The organism is Hathewaya proteolytica DSM 3090, assembly GCF_900142225.1.
GTDB classification, from domain to species: Bacteria; Bacillota; Clostridia; order Clostridiales; family Clostridiaceae; genus Hathewaya; species Hathewaya proteolytica.
In genome coordinates, this window is the sequence record NZ_FRAD01000028.1 from 13,110 (window position 1) to 30,772 (window position 17,663).

The window sequence follows — 17,663 nt, forward strand, 5'->3', positions numbered from 1 at the left end:
TTGCATACATAAAAATGCAATTAATCTTCTTTCCTCGTGGCAGCCGCTTCTATATAAGCCTCTTCTTTATCTAAATTCTTAAAGGCTGAAGCCAACATTAGTTTTATCCTATTTACTTGATTTACATTGCTAGCCCCTGGATCATAGTCAATGGGCACAATATTGCAATTTGGATATCTCCTCTTTAGTTCTTTTATCATCCCTTTTCCTGTAACATGGTTTGGAAGGCAAGCGAAAGGCTGAGCACATATTATATTTTCAACCCCACTTTCAATTAATTCCACCATTTCTCCAGTTAAAAACCAGCCCTCTCCTGTCTGATTGCACAAAGATAGTATAGGTTCTGCTCCCTTTGCCAACTTATTTATATTGCTTGGAGCTGTAAAACGTTTACTATTTTTAAGTGCCACATCTATTGGCTTTCTAAGATATTCAATGACATTAATTCCAATGTTAGAAAGCACTTTCATGCTATATTTTCCACTTAAATACCTATATTTTCCCTCTTGATCATAGCAACAATACAAGAAGAAATCCAAAAGATCTGGGCATACAGCTTCCGCCCCTTCTTTTTCTATAACGTCTATGACATGATTGTTAGCGTAGGGATGGAATTTTACAAGTATTTCACCCACAACACCAACTCTAGGCTTAACCTCATCGGTAATCTCTAACATGTCAAACTCACTGACAATATCTCTCACATTTTCTTTGAATTCTTTATAACTACCAACTTTTACAGTATGCTGGCAGATTTCATTCCACTTCTCATAAAGAATATTAGCTGATCCTTTAACGTTTTCATAAGGTCTCACCCTATATAATACCCTCATAAGCAAATCGCCAAACATAAGAGACATAAGCGCTTTTTTTACAAGAGAAAATGTGTACTTTATGCCGCTATTTTTCTCTATACCTTGCACACTAAGTCCTATAACAGGTATATGTTCCATATCAGCCTCTCTTAGAGCTTTCCTAAGGATAGCAATGTAATTAGTAGCTCGGCATCCACCGCCTGTTTGAGTTATGGCAACGGAGGTATTGTTTAAATCATATTCTCCTGATTTCAATGCTCGCATTATTTGCCCAATGGTAAGTATTGTTGGATAACAAGCATCATTATTTACATATTTTAAACCTTCCTCCACATCTTTATGATCCACATCTTGAATGATTTTGAAATTATATCCCTCAGAATTTATTCCTTTTTCCAAAATTCTAAAATGTATAGGCGACATCTGAGGCGTTAAAATTGTATGGTTTTTCCTCATTTCTTGAGTAAACTCTACTCGTCTCACCAATGGTATAGATACTCTTTCCACAGCTGCACTGCACTTTTTCTTTCTTCGCTCTTCAATGGCTGCCTTTAGAGATCTTATTCTTATCTTTGCAGCACCAAGATTGTTAACCTCATCGATCTTCAGCACAGTATAAATTTTACCCGTTCTTTTTAGTATCTCTTCCACCTGATCTGTGGTGATTGCATCTATACCACATCCAAAGGAGTTAAGCTGAATAACTTCTAAATCATTTCTTTTAGAAACATAATTAGCAGCTCTGTAAAGCCTAGAATGATACATCCATTGATCTACTACTCGCAGAGGTTCACCCATATCCTCAATATAGCTTACAGCATCCTCCGTTAATACAGGCATGCCATAGGAAGCTATGACTTCGGGTATACCATGGTTTATTTCGGGATCAATATGATATGGTCGCCCAGCTAATACAATACCCACTGCATCATTTTCTTCAATGTACTTAAGAATTTCTTTACCTTTACTTCTAATATCGTTTTTAAAGTTTTCCTGTTCCTCAATGGCCTTTTGAAGAGCAGTTTTAAACACCTCATGAGGAATGTTGTACCTGTGGAAAATACTTTCCAGTCTCTTCAGTAGTTTTTTATCGTCTGTAAGAGAAAGGAATGGGTTAATAAAGGTAATATCTTCATTTCTCAATACATCCATATTATTTTTAATAGTTTCCGCATAAGAAGTAACTATAGGACAATTGTAGCTGTTTGTAGCACTTTCAAATTCCTTTTTCTCATACACAACGCAAGGGTAAAATATAGTTTTAATTCCCCTATTTATAAGACTAGTTATATGCCCATGTACTAGTTTTGCAGGATAGCAAGTGGACTCTGAAGGAATAGTATCCATTCCCATCTCGTAAATGCTTTTATTGGACCTTGGAGAAAGCTCCACTCTAAAACCTATTTCCGTTAGAAAAGTAAACCAAAACGGATAATTCTCGTACATATTCAACACCCTTGGAATGCCAATAAGGCCAAGAGGACATTGATCAAGTTTTTTAGCTTTATATGAAAATAATCTTTTATATTTGTATTCAAACAAGTTTGGCACATCATTAACTTTATTTTCCTTGGTAAGCGGTCTCTCACATCTATTTCCAGTTATAAAGTGTCTATCACCAAAATCATTTATTGTAAGAAGACAATTGTTAGGACACATACCGCATCTTCTCATGGTGGTATTTACAGCAAAGCTACTTATCATATTTTTCTTTAAAAGAGTACTTTTATAGTTTTCTGTGCAATTATCCCTAGCAATAAGGGCGGCACCAAAAGCTCCCATAATTCCTGCAATATCTGGTCTCACAACTTCCCTTTCGGAAATTAATTCAAAGCTCCTCAACACAGCATCATTGTAGAAAGTACCACCTTGCACAATGATCTTCTTTCCCATATCATCTTTGTCTCTAATTTTTATTACTTTATATAAAGCATTCTTTATAACAGAATAAGAAAGACCAGCAGATATATCACCTATAGTAGATCCTTCTTTTTGTGCCTGCTTTACACGAGAATTCATAAATACCGTACATCTAGAACCAAGATCGATAGGTTTTTTACTAAGCAATGCCTCTTTTACAAAGTCCTCTATGGATATATGAAGGGATTTTGAAAAACTTTCTATGAAAGATCCACATCCCGAAGAGCAAGCTTCATTTAACATAATGCTTTTAATTACACCGTCTTCAACTATCAAGCACTTCATATCTTGACCACCGATGTCTAAAATAAAATCCACACCAGGCAAGAAAAAGTTAGCACCCTTAAAATGAGCCACTGTTTCAACCTCACCTATATCAACCTGTAAAGCTTCTTTTATAAGTCCCTCACCGTATCCAGTTACGGCAGAATTTTTAATAATTGTTTCATCATTAATCTTTGAATATATATCCTTTAAGATATTGACAGCTGACTTTAGAGGATTTCCTTCATTTCCATTATAATATGAATAAAGCAGCTCTCCCTTTTCAGATATTAAAGCAGCCTTTGTAGTGGTGGAGCCGGCATCTATACCAAGATATGCGTTGCCTTTATACTCTTCTAGCGGCAGTCTTTTTACCCTATAAGTATTATGTTTTTCCTTAAATAATTTGTATTCTTCCTCTGAGTTAAAAAGTGGTTGAAGGTATGTAGAATTCACCTCTAAAACCCTATCCTTTTTAGTGATTCTATTTATAAGCTGACCAAACATAATTTTGTTATCTTTCCTTGCACTCATGGCAGCGCCTAAGGCTACATAAAGCTGTGAATTGTCCGGAAATATTATATCTTCTTCTTTCAAATTCAAAGTCTTTATAAACCTCTCCCTAAGCTCCGAAAGAAAGTACAAAGGCCCCCCAAGGAATCCAACTTTACCTCTTATAGGCCTTCCACAAGCAAGTCCACTGATAGTTTGATTCACTACAGCCTGAAATATAGATGCAGCAATATCTTCTCTTTTAGCTCCATCGTTTATAAGCGGTTGAATATCCGTTTTAGCAAAAACACCGCACCTAGCTGCAATAGGATATATTGTTGTATGTTTTTTTGCCATCTCATTTAAACCCATGGCATCTGTATTTAAAAGTACAGCCATCTGATCTATAAAAGCACCAGTGCCGCCTGCGCATGTTCCGTTCATTCTCTGTTCCATGCCGTTTTTAAAATATGTTATTTTAGCATCCTCGCCACCCAATTCTATGGCCACATCTATATCTTCTATGTTATTTTCTATAGCTGTTGTACACGCAATTACTTCTTGTATAAAGGGTATATCTAACCATTTCGATATGGTGAGAGCCCCTGAACCAGTGATCATAGGTTCAATTTCCACATCTCCAAAGTGTTCATATGCCTTATTTAATATGATACTTAAAGTCTTTATTATATCTGAAAAATGGCGTTCATAGCTGCTATAAATAATCTTTTCATTGTCCAAAACTACTATTTTTATTGTAGTAGATCCAACGTCCAATCCAACGCGTAAATCACTCATTTTGACTACCCCTCTCACTTTATTATGCCAATCCACATATGTAGTTAGCGAAAAATAATATTAGCCTCCATTTACTCCCGTCTATTATAGTACAATTATTTCTTTTTTTCTACTAGTTGTTTTAAAAAGGCGCTTTTCGGGTATACTCTAATATAACCCCAAATTCACGAAAGGAAATTAAATATGTGTAAAAATATAGATTTTTTTAATGAAGGCACCAACTATTATACAAACAAAAATTACAAAAAAGCCCTAGAAGCTTATGAAAAGGCTCTATCCATGGACTTAAATCAACCAAGCTCTCTTTACAACTGCGCCGTTTGCCACATTAAACTGAGAAATTATCAAGACGCAATTAGATACTTAAAAAAAGCTGCTATATTAAAAAATGATAGCAAGTACTTTTTCAATATAGGCTACTGTTATGCTATGCTAAACGTAAGATCAAAAGCATTGTACTATTTTAACCTTTCTTGGTGCCTTAATGCTGAAGATAGCGACTGTGAAAAAGCCATTAAATTAATCCTGGAAAACAGGAAAAGCAGCTAGATGAGGTCATTCATCTGCTACTTATTCTGAAAGCTTTTACCACTGTGCTAATTCCTTGCTATTTCTATGCTCAAAGTCAAAATCCTCATTATCAAAAGAATCTTTAACTTTGCCAAAAGTGCAATCTACGTTTACCCACGAACTGTATTCATCTATATATACTGTATTCCACGCATGGCTTACCCAACTTTCCCCGTTAAATCCCTCTCCCGATATTAGCGTAACTTTTATATTATTAGCTCTGCACATAGTTATATAAAGTGCCGCATAGTCTAGGCAAACTCCTTCTCTAGTTGCAAAAGTATTTATTGCCCCAGACTTTTTAGAAAAGTCTTTTCTCATTATATCATCAGCCTTTTCATGATCATACTCCACATTGGAAGATACCCATTGATAAAGTATTTTGGCCTTATCGTAGGTATTATCACAACCTTCTGTAAGGCTTTTGGCAAAATCATCAATGTCCTTGTTTGTTTTCACAAGCTCCTCTAAGGTGGTTCCATTGTATGAAAAGATCATTTTATTTAGGTCATTTCCGAAATCAGTAACAACTTTAAATGTGTTTCCCACAGGTGAAGGTAACTGTTTTATGGCTGTTGAATTTAATACAGGCTTCAGCAAGGCCTCATTTACACCATAATATATAACTGACTCTTCCGCTTGTTTTTTTGCTTCAACACCAAAGTTAGTGAACTGAAGAGGTGTTATTGCAAAATTTATGAAATAACAAAATAAAAAAACATTAAATATTGCCTTAGGCAATTCAAAAACCATACCTAAAAGTCTCTTCATTACAGTATTAGAAGTAAATCTATTTTCTTCTAGACTATCAAAAAAATTTGACAGTGTAAGCTTATTTATAATTTGAAGAATACATCGAATCAGAGAGAAAACTAATATAACCATAATGGGAAATACAGTAAAGTGAAGGATAAAAGAGTTTTGTGTTACCGAACTCATAAATTTCCTTGGAAATAAATGATACAAAAAATCGAAGAACGTGTTACTCCTCTCGTAAAATATACCTGTGTAAAGATAACTACCAATATATATAGATGATAACACGCTTATTATATTTATAATCCCATTCACCACTCTTTTAGGGCCTACGGATTTATACGTCATGAGAAAACCTACTAAAAGAGGGAAACAAAATGCCACAATTATAATCAAACTTATATAATTTATCTTCATTTATTCCTCTTCACCACCTTCAACCTTAGATATAGTTCTATTTATTAATTCGTACTCATAACCCTTACCTAGCAAAAATTGAGCTAGCTTTCTTTTTACTATATATTGATCTTCATGTTTACTTTTTAATTGTTGGTATTTTTTACTTGCCACTTGATTTATGACAGCATCCATTTCTTGAAGATCATTATTATTTAGTTGTTCCTCTACTATTTTCTCATTAACTCCTTTATTCCTCAAGTCATATTTGATTTTTGTCACACCATATTTTTTAATCTTTTCCTTAATAAATAACCTAGTGTATTCCACATCATCTACAAAGTTGTAGCTTTTCATATACTCTATGACCCTCTGGGAGGTGCCTTCATCAAAACCAGCTCTTTCAAGCTTTTTTACAACCTCAGACTCAGTTTTCAAGCACCTAGATATATACTTCAGTGCTGTATTCTTGGCCTTTGAAAAATTGTCCTCAGTTGCGATATCTTTTAAAAGGTCAAGGTCCACTTTTTGACCCTTTCTTAATGATTTTTTGTACACCAACATTGAATCGCAAGATATAAAATAGGAGTTATCCACATATATGTTCACACGTTCCTTATTATTCTTTTGAATTTCAATACTAGTAATAATGTTTTCCACGGTATGGCGTCCCCCTTATATATCTAAATTATTATTTAAACTAGTCTTCTATGACTCACCATTTATTCTAGTCACATGGATAGTTGGACTTTGTAACACCTTGCCTGCAACTTTATAAATTTGTTCACTTTTCATACTGTGAAGCCATTCCATTTCTTTTTTAAACTCAAATATATGGCGTTTTTCCATGGCCTGACTTAATATGTAACCGCTGAGCTCTGTAGTATCTTCCATAGTACTTACAAGAGAAGTCATAAAGATCTTCTTCATTAACTCAAAAGTTTTACAATCAAATATAAAGTTTCTATCTTTAACGTGATTTATGCACTCTTTGATGCAGTCCACAACTTCCTCCACATTTTCATCGTCGGTAGCTGTATAAATATACATGGTCTTTATATTATCCCCACAATCTATGCTTGTATAAACATCATAGGCAAGTCCTCTTTTTTCCCTTAATTCCTTGAACAAAATAGAATTGGAACTTTCGCCTAGCCTATTGCTCAGCACCCTCAGTGCCAACTCTTCTTCATCGTCTAAATCATGGAATGTATACAAAAATACTATGGTACTCTGCTCAATATCCTTTTTATAAGACTCTTTGTACTTAGGCCTATTGTTCTCTACAATAATGCTAGGTTTATTTATTTTTCCCTTTTCCCAATTCTCAAACTGGCACTTTAAGAGCTCTATTACCTCTTCATGCTCATAGGGTGATACCACTACCATCACTGCATTTTCAGGCACATAATACTTTTTATAATAGTTATATAACTCTTCTCTTTTATAATTCTTAATATTTTTTTCCAATCCAAGCACATCATATCTTAAGCCACTTTTTTCAAAAGCATACTCGTTTACTTTTCTTATGCTAAAATCTTCTAAATCATCTTTACTACTTTTAAGCTCTGACAATATAACTCCTCGTTCTTTTTCGATTTCCTCAGATGGAAAGGTTGAGTTGCATATCATGTCCTTAAGTATTTCAATGGCAGGCTCCAATTCATCACTTAAACATACACTGCTAAACACTGTGTACATATAATCGGTATATGCATTATAATCTCCTCCAAGATATTCCAAGCACTGATTTACCTCTTCATAGTTTTTTGTTTCAGTGCCTTTAAAAATCATGTGTTCCACAAAGTGGCTTATACCTTTTTCATTATTATCTTCATATAATGCACCAACCTTTATACCCATATTTATAGAAACAATATTAGTATCCTTTTTTACGGATATAATTTCAAATCCATTATCTAGTGTTTTTCTCTTAAAATCAAAGGGTCTTTCATTAAACAATTTATTTCTCCTTCCACTTACCATATCTTCTTCATCATATTATTTTAACAGATATTATATAAAAAACAAACAGGTAGTTAATAATAACCACCTGCCTTATGTATACATTATTTTAATGTGAGATTTTTCATGCTAAGATCAAAGGATGAATAGGAATGAGTTATATAGCCGCAAGATATGTAATCTACCCCAGTATCAGCAATTTCCTTTATGCTATCTAGATTTACATTTCCTGAAGCCTCTACCATGGCCTTATGGTCAATTAATTTCACCGCTTCTTTCATCATTTCTGTACTCATGTTGTCTAACATTATTATATCAGCACCAGCTTCCAGTGCCTCCATAACCTCTTCCAAACTTTCAGTTTCCACTTCGATTTTCCTCACAAAGGAAGAATTATTTCTAACTCTTTTTATAGCATTTTTTATGCCACCTGCTGCATCGATGTGATTATCCTTTATGAGAATACCATCACTTAGATTAAACCTGTGATTATGGCCACCGCCCATGGTTACGGCGTACTTTTCCAGTATTCTTAAATTTGGTGTTGTTTTTCTTGTGTCCAACAATTTTGCATTACTGCCCTTTATCTTTTCTACAAACTTTGAAGTTAGTGTAGCTATTCCACTAATCCTCTGTAAAAGATTTAATGCCACTCTTTCTCCAGTAAGTACATTTCTCGTATTGCCCTCAATTATTGCTACGTTGTCCATAGGTTTTACGTGACTGCCTTCTTTCACCAAGAAAGTAACGTGCACATCCCCCAGTATATCAAACACTCTTTTGAAAATTGGCAGTCCAGCAATGATGCCTTTTTCCTTACTAATTAAATCTACAGTACATCTACTTTCCACTGAGACAATAGCATCCGTGGTGCAATCCCCAAAAGCATTGTCCTCAACCAAAGCTTCCTTAATTATTTTATCTATTACTAACCAGTTCATCTTCAATATCCTCTCTATATGTTTTTAGAGTTTTTATAGCAAGCTCTTCATTTTCCTCAATAGTTTTTACTAAATCTTCATACCCTACACACACTTCAGGCACATGAGCAAACCAGGAAAAATCCTGCATATCTTTATTTATATAATTGGCTCCTCGCTTTGAAAAAACCAGTGATTCTAATAATGAGTTACTTGCCAATCTATTAGCACCATGGACACCTGTGCAGCTAGCTTCACCGCAAGCAAATAAGTTTTTTATGGATGTTTTGCTTTCAGTATCTACTTTTATACCTCCCATAAAATAATGCTGTGCGGGAGTTACAGGAATTTTTTCTTTTGTTACATCGATGCCCCTCTCCAAGCATCCATTATATATGCCTGGGAAACGCTCTTTTATAAATTCCCCCTCCATTGTTCGTATATCTAAATATACGTAAGGTGTCTTAGTTTTTTTCTCTTGCTGCTTTATGGCTGCCGTAACCACATTTCTAGGAAGTAGCTCATCTACAAAAGATTTATTATTTATATCTAAAAGTTTACCACCCTCACCCCTTAAGGATTCAGATAATAAAAACTTTTTCTCAGTAGACTCCCCATATAAAACTGTGGGGTGAAATTGAATATAATTCACATCCTTTAGTTCAATGTTGTGTCTTGAAGCCATAGCTAAAGCTAGACCTGTTATGCTCCTCTCATTGGTAGAGCTTTTAAATAAACCTCCAATGCCACCACAAGCTAGCACAGTGTATTTTGAACTTACTTGAATTACCTCTTTATCACCCTGCCTAACTCCCACTGCTCCAATACATTTTCCCTGTTGAACAATAAGATCTGCTACGTTTACATCCTCTAGGATATTTATATTTTTGCGCTTTTTAATGTTTTCTATAAGAGTTTCTGTGACGCACTTTCCAGTTTCATCCTTGCAGTGAACAATTCTAAAGGTACTGTGAGCTCCTTCCCTTGTGTAATCAAGTTCCTTACCTGCCCTGTCAAAAGGCACTCCAAGCTCAATCAATTTATTTATATTTGGCTGAGACTCCTCAATAAGAATTTTCACTGCATTCAAATCATTTTTGTATTCTCCTGCTCTTAATGTATCCTCAATATACAGTTCCCTATCATTGTAATCTCTTTCTGTAGAAATACCACCTTGAGCAAGATATGAGTTGCATTTTCCAAGAGATTCTTTTGTAATAATGGTTATGTCTAATTTGGAATCGAGATTTAATGCAAAATACAAACCTGCCACACCAGCTCCAATTATCAATACATCGCTTTTTCTCTTCATAAATAGCACCTTCTCTGCTTTTGTAGTTATTCTCCTAATTTATGCATATTCTCTAAAGCTCTATAGGCCTTTAATCTTAAATCTTCTTTAAGAGTTACCTGGCCCCTATTGTTTAAAAGACATTGGTATACATCATCTAATGTTGTAAGCTTCATACTATCGCAGCACATATCTAGTGAATAAAATTCCTTGTTAGGATTTTTCTTTCTCATTTCGTACAAAACTCCATCTTCAGTAACTACGAGAAATTTCTTTTTTGAACTTTCACTTGCATATTTAATTATTCCTGAAGTGCTTCCTATATAATCAGCTAAAGCCCTAACTTCCTTTGTACACTCTGGGTGAACTAATACGCAAAGATCTCTTCCAAAAGTATCTAAAGCTTTTTCGATTCTATTTACTGTTATTTCATCATGTATAGGACAACATCCATTCCACAAAATGATATTTTTTTCTGGAACCATCTCTTGGATATAAGACCCTAAATTCTTGTCTGGAACAAATATAATATTTTTATCCTCCATGTTATTTATTATGTTCAATGCTGATGCGGATGTGCAACAAACGTCTGATATAGCTTTTAATTCCGTAGTAGAATTTACATAGCATACAACCTTGGCATCAGGGTATTTAAGTTTTAATTCCTCTACAGCCTTCACCTCTGCCATCTGAGCCATAGCGCAAAGAGCCTTTTCATTGGATAACAGCACTGTTTTTTCTGGAGACAGAATTTTCGCACCCTCCGCCATAAATCTCACTCCACAGAAAACAATTACATCTTTGTCACTCTCCATGCCCACCTTACTAAGATAATAAGAATCTCCTACAAAATCCGCTATTTCCTGTATCTCATCATTTACATAGTAATGTGCCAATATTATAGCATTTCTTTCCTTCTTTAACCTTGCAATCTCTTCCTTTAAGTTCATTTCAAGTACACCCCTACTTTGTTATTTTTTTATCATAGTATTATTTTAATGTTTTTAAAATTCTCCCTTGATTTTGTTAAAGTTTTAACGATTCATAACCTTTATTTACGCAAATTTTATTTTTAATTGCGTAATTTATAACACAAAAATAATATATCATCATATAAAACAATTATCAATTTAAATATTTTTTTAACAATGTTTTTTTAATACCTTACTTTAAATTATTATGCACAATAGTGCATAATATGGTATACTTGTATTCGTGAAAAAAATATAGACAGTTCGTAACCATCCTGTCTCAAAACAAAACTAGGAGGAATTAAATTATGGTACAAAGAAAAAATATTTCTAGGCGCATTGCAGTAATAGCTTTGCTAGCTTCTGTATACGCTGCCATTACAGCGGCCCTATCATTTTTAAGCTACGGCCCTGTTCAATTTAGAGTAGCTGAAGGATTAACAGTTTTACCTTATTTCTCACCTTTAGCCATCCCAGCCCTTTTTATTGGATGCGTTTTATCCAATATAATCAGCCCTATGGGATTGCCAGACCTTATTTTTGGCTCCATGGCAACTCTTATTGCATCTATTATTACCTACTTCATTGGAAAATCTAATATTCCTTTTAAAAAGTGGTTAGCCCCACTTCCCCCAGTTGTAGTCAATGCACTTATAATTGGACTTATGATCACAAAGCTTTACACTGAAAACGTACCACTATATCTTAATATGATATACGTGGGTGTAGGACAATTAATTTGTTGCTACGGAATTGGAATACCATTGATTGTACTTATAGAAAAAAGTATTGCAATAAAAAATACTTTAAAGTAACTATAGGATTATACACTTAGTTTTTATAAAATAAGGATAAAAGCACGTCCATAAGTTTTATTTGTGGACATGCTTTTTTTATTTACTTATTAAAAATAATTTCACTTGCATGAAAAAATTCCCGTTTTTTCTATTGTTATTTTTTTAACTATTCACTTTTCGCTTTAATTTTAAGTTTTAGTTAAAATTGACTAGTAAGAAAGTAGTTTTTGCATTATAATAAAGTTGGACGAGTTTTTCAATTATCTATTTAAAATATCTATAATTAATATATCTATTAGATTTTAAATTAATATTTTAGGAAGGATGTAATTTACGATGAAACTATTGACTTTCAAAAAGGGAATATTCCCTCCCCATGGCAAGCATTTCACTGAAAAAAAAGCCATTGAAGAGTACTTACCTAAAGGTGACTTAGTGTTTCCTCTATCTCAGCATATAGGTGCACCATGTAGCCCAATAGTAAGCAAGGGAGATATTGTTCATGTAGGTCAGAAAATCGGTGAAGCTACTGGTTTTGTATCTTCTCCAATTTATAGCAGTGTTTCAGGAAAGGTGAAAAATATATCCCCAGTCCTGACAGCTATGGGAACTAAGTGCATGTCTATTATCGTGGAAAATGATAATGAATACACTCCTGTGGAAACAAATTTAAACTCAAAAGATTATAATTCCATGTCAAATGAAGAAATTATAAATCTTGTAAAAGAAGCTGGTATCGTTGGTATGGGAGGTGCGACATTCCCAACCCATGTAAAGCTTTCTCCTCCGCCAGACAAAAACATAGACGCTATAATTGTCAATGCTGCGGAATGTGAACCATATCTAACTTGTGACCATAGATTAATGCTTGAAAATGGTCAAACTATTGTAGAGGGACTAAAAATAATATTAAAACTATTTCCAAATGCCAAAGGATACATAGGCATTGAAAATAACAAACCCGATGCCATTGAAACCATGAAAAAACTTGTGGTTTCCGAGAAAAACATAGAAGTTAAAGTACTAAAGACAAAATATCCACAGGGAGCTGAGAAACAGCTTATTTACTCTATCACCCATAGGGAAGTTCCTTCTGGAAAACTACCTGCTGATGTTGGCTGCATAGTTCAAAACGTTGCTACCATGAAAGCTATTCATGATGCCATAATCCTTGGAAAGCCAATAACCGAGAGAATAGTAACTGTAACTGGCGAATGCATTAAAGAACCAAAGAATCTTAAAGTTAAAATCGGAACATCCGTAAGAGAACTCATTGAAGATGCTTGTGGTGGTTTTTCACAAAATCCTATTAAGCTTATTTCGGGTGGTCCTATGATGGGAATGACAATGAGCTCACTTGATGTGCCTATAACTAAGGGATTTTCCGGAGTCCTTGCCCTTAACGAAGCTGTTGCAGTTCTACCAGAGGATTCTGCATGTATAAGATGCGGTAAATGCTTGGATGCATGTCCAATGAATTTAGATCCAACTAGCCTTCAACACTTATCCCTTGCAGGTGATTTAGAGGGATTTGAAAAGCTAAATGGGCTTGATTGCATAGAGTGTGGATGTTGCTCCTTTACTTGCCCTGCAAAAAGGCATTTACTACAATCTATAAGAGTAGCTAAAAGAACTGTTCTTGCAAATAAAAGAAAAAAATAAGTAATTAAATAGATTTTAAGAGGTGACTAATTAATGAGCGAATCAATGTTAACTTTATCCTCATCTCCTCATATCCGAAGTAATAACACTGTTCAGAAGATAATGAGGGACGTATTAATAGCTTTAACTCCAGCAGCTTTAGCTGGTATATATTTTTTCGGCATGGATGCTGCACTTGTTATTGCCGTTGCCATGGGTTCTTCTGCATTGACAGAGTATATATGGCAAAAATGCACTCATCAAAAAATTACGGTTTCAGATCTTAGTGCATTAGTAACAGGTCTTCTTATAGCACTAAATGTACCTTCCACCCTTCCGCTTTGGATGGTGGCTCTTGGAAGCATTTTCGCCATAATTGTTGTAAAACAATTTTTTGGAGGCGTTGGCCAAAACATCGTTAACCCTGCATTAGCTGGAAGAGCTTTTCTTTTAGCTTGTTGGCCTACATTTATGACAACATGGACACTTAACGGAGCTACAACTGCAACCCCTCTAGCTCTTTTAAAAACTGGTGCTCCTCTAACTTCTTCACTTAAAGATGTTTTCCTTGGAAACGTAGGTGGATGTATTGGTGAGGTTTCAGCACTTGCATTGCTTATTGGAGCTGCATACTTACTTTATAAAAAAGTTATTTCATATCATATACCAGTTTATTATATTGGAACTGTGGCTTTATTAACTTATGTAATTGGAAGAAACGGCATGTTCACTGGCAATGCCCTTTATGAAATCTTCTGTGGCGGTCTTATGATCGGAGCTTTCTTTATGGCTACAGATTATACTACTTGCCCAATGACTAAAAAGGGACAAATTATCTTTGCCATAGGTTGTGGAGTATTGACTAGTATCATCCGTCTTGTAGGAAGCGGTTATCCTGAAGGAGTTTCTTATTCCATATTAATAATGAATCTCGTAGTTCCACTAATAGATAAATTCGTAACTCCTAAAAAATTCGGGGAGGTAAAATAGTATGAATTTAAAAAATGAAGACAATATATTTAAGCTAGGTGCTATTCTTCTTGTTGTAACACTTATAGCTGGATTAATTCTTGGTATAGTTTTTAATGTTACAAAAGAACCTATAGCAAAGCAAGAAAAAATAAACAATGATAAAGCTATGAAAGAATTATTTAAAGAGGCTGATACCTTTGATAAATCAAATGTGGCTTTAAAAGAAGATGGAAAAATTACAGAAGTAAATGAAGCAAAAAAAGGCTCTGAAGTTGTTGGTTATGCTATAAAAGCTGAGACAAAGGGATATGCAGGTACAATAACCTTAATGGCTGGTGTTTCGGTTGAAGGCAAAATAACAGGCATACAGATTATATCTCAGTCAGAAACCGCTGGACTTGGCCAAAACTGTACAAAAGACTTTTTCAAAGATAATTTTAAGGATAAGGATATAAAGAAGCCACTTAATGTTGTAAAAAGCAATCCTTCTCCTGAAAATGAAGTTTTAGCTATTTCAGGAGCTACAATTACTTCAAAAGCCGTTACAAATGCTGTAAATGATATTGTTACATTCTATAAAGAAAATTTAGAAGGAGGTAAATAAGAATGTATACTCCTTTAGAAAGATTAAAAAATGGTATTATAACTGAAAATGTTACCTTTGTTCAAGTTCTAGCAATGTGTCCTACACTTGCTGTAACTACAAGTTTAATTAATGGATTTAGCATGGGAATGTTAACTACTGCAGTGCTTATTGGCGCAAACCTAGTTATATCTCTAATAAGAAATTTAGTGCCAGATAGAGTGCGTATTCCTTCTTTTATCGTTGTTATTGCAACCTTTGTTAGTATGCTTCAATTCTTGATGAAAGGATTCTTGCCAGAGTTATACGATTCCTTAGGAATATTTATTCCACTTATCGTAGTTAACTGTTTAATACTTGGAAGAGCCGAGGCTTTTGCTTCAAAAAACAAGGCTGGTATTTCTATGTTTGATGGTATTGGTCAAGGACTTGGTTTTACCCTTTCACTTTCAGTAGTAGGTTTTATAAGAGAGCTTTTAGGCGCTGGAACAATCCTTGGATATGCTGTTCTACCAGCTTCCTTCCCACCTGCAACTATTATGATATTGGCGCCAGGAGCATTTTTAACTCTTGGAATCCTAATGGCATTAATTAACTGGTATAATGACAAGAAAAAGCAAGAAAATAAGAGAATAACAGAGTTTAAAGGATGCGATGGCAATTGTTGTAACTGTGCATCCAATAAAGGTTGTTCTAAACAAGAGAATTAATATAGGAAGGAGAGGTTTTAAGAATGAATTTATTTATGATTTTTATAAGCACATTACTTATCAACAATGTTATTCTGTCTAAATTCTTAGGAATATGCTCTTTCCTTGGAGTTTCAAAAAAGATAGAAACAGCTATTGGTATGGGTGGTGCCGTAACTTTTGTTATGATGCTTTCATCATTTATATCCCACTTTATCAATAAGCTTTTACTATACTTCGGTATCGATTATATGCAAACACTAGTTTTCATACTAGTTATAGCTGCCCTTGTTCAACTGGTTGAGATGTTCCTTAAGAAGAAAAGTCCTAAATTGTACAATTCCCTTGGAATATTTCTTCCACTAATAACAACTAACTGTGCAATATTGGGTACTGTTATAAACAACGTTGGCAACCAATATTCACTACTTCAAGCTCTTGTCAGCGGTCTTGGAACAGGACTAGGTTTCATGCTATCTATTGTTTTGTTAGCAGGTATTCGTGAACGACTTGAAAGATGTACAAATATGCCTAAATCCATGAAGGGACTTCCTATTTCACTTATAACAGCAAGTCTTATGTCCATTGCCTTCCTTGGATTCCAAGGCTTGATCGGATAGGAGGTAATGACAATGATGGAAATACTTTGTCCAGTACTAGTAATGGCTGCTTTAGGTCTATTGTTTGGTTTAGGCTTAGGTTTTGCCTCAAAGAAGTTTCACGTCGAAGTAGATGAAAAGGTTATTTTAATTAAAGAATGTCTTCCTGGTGCAAACTGTGGTGGTTGTGGATATGCTGGCTGTGATGCATTTGCACAGGCTGTAGTGGACGGAAAAGCCCCTGCCAATGGTTGTGTGGTTGGAGGAGCTTCAGTATCAGAAAATGTTGCAAACATATTAGGCGTAGAAGTAAGCAATGCAGAACCAATAAAAGCCTTTGTAAAATGTTCCGGAAGCTGTGGGAAAGCAAAAAACTCTGGAAATTACTACGGAACCATGGATTGTAATGAAGCAGCTGTTATTCCTGGAGCTGGCGACAAAGCTTGTTCTTATGGATGTTTAGGTCTTGGCTCTTGTGTGAAAGCATGTCAGTTCGATGCTATCCACATAGTTGACGGAATTGCTCTAGTGGATGATTCAAAATGTACTGGCTGTGGAGCTTGTACTAAAGCATGTCCTAAAGGTCTAATTGAACTAAAACCAGTTTCCGCTGTAATAAGAGTTCAATGTAACTCAAAAGATAAACTTAAAGAAGTTAAAGACGTCTGCTCTGTTGGATGTATAGGATGCGGAGTTTGTTCTAAACTTTGTCCAACTGGTGCAATTACCATGGAAAACAATTTACCTGTGGTGGACAAAACAAAATGTACTCTTTGTATGACTTGTGTAAACAAGTGTCCGGTAAAGGTTATAAAACCCTTTGGTTTAAAAACAGAAACTAAAATATCAGAAGAAAAAAAATCTGAACCTGAAAAGACTACAGTTTAAAATAAAAAAATAAAACACTAGGCGGACAACTAAAATGGATCCTATGGAGTAGACAATAAAAAAAAGTCTACTCCTACAGGATCTTTTTTTGTACAATGTAATAGAAAGGTTGTGAATATAATGAGCAAGAAATTATTTTCTGATGAAGAGATTGATGTCTTATCAAAGAATAAATATGTAAAATCTGTAAGTAAACGTGGAATTACTTATACAGATGAATTTAAATCATTGTTTATTGCTGAATATAACAAGGGATATTTGCCAACTCAAATTTTTATTGATGCAGGCTTTGATATAGATATATTAGGTAATGATAGAATTTGGAGTGCAAGCAAA

The 17,663-nt window shown here is 34.5% G+C and carries 16 protein-coding genes; 9 read left to right on the top strand and 7 right to left on the bottom strand.

Translation table 11 applies throughout. From position 1 onward, the window contains the following. Positions 1-20: 20 nt before the first annotated feature. Entirely contained in the window at positions 21-4,289 is a 4,269-nt protein-coding gene (locus tag BUA73_RS12420) for a 2-hydroxyacyl-CoA dehydratase (protein WP_072904438.1), read from the bottom strand. Positions 4,290-4,484: 195 nt separating this feature from the next. Between BUA73_RS12420 and BUA73_RS12425 the strand changes: the two genes are divergently transcribed. Continuing rightward, positions 4,485-4,838: a tetratricopeptide repeat protein gene (locus BUA73_RS12425; RefSeq protein ID WP_072904453.1), complete on the top strand. Its 354-nt coding sequence runs from the start codon at positions 4,485-4,487 to the stop codon at positions 4,836-4,838. 36 nt (positions 4,839-4,874) lie between these two features. On the opposite strand, the gene BUA73_RS12430 is transcribed toward BUA73_RS12425, so the two are convergent. The 6 genes from BUA73_RS12430 to nadA all read right to left on the bottom strand — a co-directional run bounded on the left by BUA73_RS12430 (position 4,875) and on the right by nadA (position 11,137). Then, the gene (locus BUA73_RS12430) at positions 4,875-6,032 is read right to left on the bottom strand and encodes a transglutaminase domain-containing protein (protein WP_072904439.1); all 1,158 of its coding nucleotides are present in this window, start codon (positions 6,030-6,032) and stop codon (positions 4,875-4,877) included. Further along, positions 6,033-6,671: a recombination regulator RecX gene (gene recX, locus BUA73_RS12435; protein ID WP_072904440.1), complete on the bottom strand. Its 639-nt coding sequence runs from the start codon at positions 6,669-6,671 to the stop codon at positions 6,033-6,035. 48 nt (positions 6,672-6,719) lie between these two features. After that, positions 6,720-7,973, bottom strand: a complete 1,254-nt coding sequence (locus BUA73_RS12440) for a M16 family metallopeptidase (RefSeq protein ID WP_242942392.1) — start codon at positions 7,971-7,973, stop codon at positions 6,720-6,722. A gap of 107 nt (positions 7,974-8,080) precedes the next feature. Then, positions 8,081-8,917: a carboxylating nicotinate-nucleotide diphosphorylase gene (nadC, locus tag BUA73_RS12445; protein WP_072904442.1), complete on the bottom strand. Its 837-nt coding sequence runs from the start codon at positions 8,915-8,917 to the stop codon at positions 8,081-8,083. Further along, the gene (locus tag BUA73_RS12450; protein WP_072904443.1) at positions 8,895-10,208 is read right to left on the bottom strand and encodes an L-aspartate oxidase; all 1,314 of its coding nucleotides are present in this window, start codon (positions 10,206-10,208) and stop codon (positions 8,895-8,897) included. Before BUA73_RS12450 ends, nadC begins: the two co-directional genes overlap by 23 nt. Positions 10,209-10,234: 26 nt before the next feature. After that, positions 10,235-11,137: a quinolinate synthase NadA gene (nadA, locus tag BUA73_RS12455; protein WP_072904444.1), complete on the bottom strand. Its 903-nt coding sequence runs from the start codon at positions 11,135-11,137 to the stop codon at positions 10,235-10,237. Positions 11,138-11,466: 329 nt separating this feature from the next. On the opposite strand from nadA, the gene BUA73_RS12460 reads away from it, so the two are divergent. The 8 genes from BUA73_RS12460 to BUA73_RS12495 form a co-directional block, all read left to right on the top strand. Next, positions 11,467-11,973: a QueT transporter family protein gene (locus BUA73_RS12460; RefSeq protein ID WP_072904445.1), complete on the top strand. Its 507-nt coding sequence runs from the start codon at positions 11,467-11,469 to the stop codon at positions 11,971-11,973. A 318-nt stretch (positions 11,974-12,291) separates the two neighbouring features. Then, positions 12,292-13,617: an electron transport complex subunit RsxC gene (gene rsxC, locus BUA73_RS12465; RefSeq protein ID WP_072904446.1), complete on the top strand. Its 1,326-nt coding sequence runs from the start codon at positions 12,292-12,294 to the stop codon at positions 13,615-13,617. Between the two features lie 33 nt (positions 13,618-13,650). After that, positions 13,651-14,586 carry an RnfABCDGE type electron transport complex subunit D gene (locus BUA73_RS12470; protein ID WP_072904447.1) on the top strand — a complete coding sequence of 312 codons (936 nt, stop codon included), beginning with the start codon at positions 13,651-13,653 and terminating at the stop codon, positions 14,584-14,586. A gap of 1 nt (position 14,587) precedes the next feature. Continuing rightward, positions 14,588-15,172, top strand: a complete 585-nt coding sequence (locus BUA73_RS12475; RefSeq protein ID WP_072904448.1) for an RnfABCDGE type electron transport complex subunit G — start codon at positions 14,588-14,590, stop codon at positions 15,170-15,172. A gap of 2 nt (positions 15,173-15,174) precedes the next feature. Continuing rightward, complete coding sequence (gene rsxE, locus BUA73_RS12480) at positions 15,175-15,861, top strand: electron transport complex subunit RsxE (RefSeq protein ID WP_072904449.1); 687 nt, start codon at positions 15,175-15,177, stop codon at positions 15,859-15,861. A 23-nt stretch (positions 15,862-15,884) separates the two neighbouring features. Next, positions 15,885-16,460: an electron transport complex protein RnfA gene (locus BUA73_RS12485; protein ID WP_072904450.1), complete on the top strand. Its 576-nt coding sequence runs from the start codon at positions 15,885-15,887 to the stop codon at positions 16,458-16,460. Between the two features lie 12 nt (positions 16,461-16,472). Beyond that, positions 16,473-17,327, top strand: a complete 855-nt coding sequence (locus BUA73_RS12490) for an RnfABCDGE type electron transport complex subunit B (protein WP_072904451.1) — start codon at positions 16,473-16,475, stop codon at positions 17,325-17,327. 120 nt (positions 17,328-17,447) lie between these two features. Further along, positions 17,448-17,663, top strand: a 216-nt coding sequence (locus tag BUA73_RS12495; RefSeq protein ID WP_341465319.1) for an HTH domain-containing protein, incomplete at its 3' end; no start/stop codon positions are given.

What these genes read in the sequence shown, in the direction of transcription:
- BUA73_RS12475 (WP_072904448.1), top strand. Translation starts at nt 14,588, where the DNA reads ATGAATTTAAAAAATGAAGACAATATATTTAAGCTAGGTGCTATTCTT.
- BUA73_RS12485 (WP_072904450.1), top strand. Translation starts at nt 15,885, where the DNA reads ATGAATTTATTTATGATTTTTATAAGCACATTACTTATCAACAATGTT.
- nadC (WP_072904442.1), bottom strand. Translation starts at nt 8,917, where the DNA reads ATGAACTGGTTAGTAATAGATAAAATAATTAAGGAAGCTTTGGTTGAG.
- rsxE (WP_072904449.1), top strand. Translation starts at nt 15,175, where the DNA reads ATGTATACTCCTTTAGAAAGATTAAAAAATGGTATTATAACTGAAAAT.
- BUA73_RS12420 (WP_072904438.1), bottom strand. Translation starts at nt 4,289, where the DNA reads ATGAGTGATTTACGCGTTGGATTGGACGTTGGATCTACTACAATAAAA.
- BUA73_RS12490 (WP_072904451.1), top strand. Translation starts at nt 16,473, where the DNA reads ATGATGGAAATACTTTGTCCAGTACTAGTAATGGCTGCTTTAGGTCTA.
- rsxC (WP_072904446.1), top strand. Translation starts at nt 12,292, where the DNA reads ATGAAACTATTGACTTTCAAAAAGGGAATATTCCCTCCCCATGGCAAG.
- BUA73_RS12450 (WP_072904443.1), bottom strand. Translation starts at nt 10,208, where the DNA reads ATGAAGAGAAAAAGCGATGTATTGATAATTGGAGCTGGTGTGGCAGGT.
- BUA73_RS12470 (WP_072904447.1), top strand. Translation starts at nt 13,651, where the DNA reads ATGAGCGAATCAATGTTAACTTTATCCTCATCTCCTCATATCCGAAGT.
- BUA73_RS12460 (WP_072904445.1), top strand. Translation starts at nt 11,467, where the DNA reads ATGGTACAAAGAAAAAATATTTCTAGGCGCATTGCAGTAATAGCTTTG.
- BUA73_RS12430 (WP_072904439.1), bottom strand. Translation starts at nt 6,032, where the DNA reads ATGAAGATAAATTATATAAGTTTGATTATAATTGTGGCATTTTGTTTC.
- nadA (WP_072904444.1), bottom strand. Translation starts at nt 11,137, where the DNA reads ATGAACTTAAAGGAAGAGATTGCAAGGTTAAAGAAGGAAAGAAATGCT.